Source organism: Kitasatospora kazusensis (genome assembly GCF_039529945.1).
GTDB lineage: Bacteria > Actinomycetota > Actinomycetes > Streptomycetales > Streptomycetaceae > Kitasatospora > Kitasatospora kazusensis.
Genome location: NZ_BAAANT010000136.1, coordinates 1 through 1,000 on the forward strand (window position 1 = coordinate 1; position 1,000 = coordinate 1,000).

At 68.2% G+C, this 1,000-nt stretch carries 1 protein-coding gene; it reads left to right on the forward strand.

Annotated elements, in window-relative coordinates; translation table 11 throughout:
• Position 1: 1 nt before the first annotated feature.
• A partial coding sequence (locus ABD330_RS32340) for an adenosylhomocysteinase (RefSeq protein ID WP_344469887.1) occupies positions 2–1,000 on the forward strand: 999 nt, incomplete at its 3' end.

The following is a 1,000-nucleotide window of genomic DNA, read 5'->3' on the forward strand; positions in this document are numbered from 1 at the left end:
CATGTCGTCCAACATCACCGGTGACTTCAAGGTCGCCGACCTCTCCCTGGCGCCGTTCGGCCGCAAGGAGATCCAGCTGGCCGAGCACGAGATGCCGGGCCTGATGTCGATCCGCGCGGAGTTCGCCGCCTCGCAGCCGCTGGCCGGCGCCCGGATCACCGGTTCGCTGCACATGACGGTGCAGACCGCGGTGCTGATCGAGACGCTGACGGCGCTCGGTGCCGAGGTGCGCTGGTGCTCCTGCAACATCTTCTCCACCCAGGACCACGCCGCCGCCGCGATCGCGGTCGGCCCGGAGGGCACCGCCGAGAACCCGGCCGGTGTCCCGGTCTTCGCCTGGAAGGGCGAGACGCTGGAGGAGTACTGGTGGTGCACCGAGCAGGCGCTGACCTGGCCGAACGGCCAGACGCCCAACATGATCCTGGACGACGGCGGTGACGCCACCATGCTGATCCACAAGGGCGTCGAGTTCGAGAAGGAGGGCTCGGCCCCGGACCCGTCCACCGCCGACAACGACGAGTTCCGGATCGTCCTGGAGCTGCTCAACCGCAGCCTGAAGGACAGCCCCGGCAAGTGGACCGAGGTCGCCGCCACCGTCAAGGGCGTGACCGAGGAGACCACCACCGGCGTGCACCGCCTGTACGAGATGCACCGCGACGGCAACCTGCTGTTCCCGGCCATCAACGTCAACGACGCCGTCACCAAGTCGAAGTTCGACAACAAGTACGGCTGCCGCCACTCGCTGATCGACGGCCTCAACCGGGCGACCGACGTGCTGATCGGCGGCAAGGTCGCCGTCGTCTGCGGCTACGGCGACGTGGGCAAGGGCTGCGCGGAGTCGCTGCGCGGCCAGGGCGCCCGCGTGATCGTCACCGAGATCGACCCGATCTGCGCGCTGCAGGCGGCGATGGACGGCTACCAGGTCACCACCCTGGACGAGGTCGTCTCCATCGCGGACATCTTCATCACCACCACGGGCAACAAGGACATCATCCTTGCC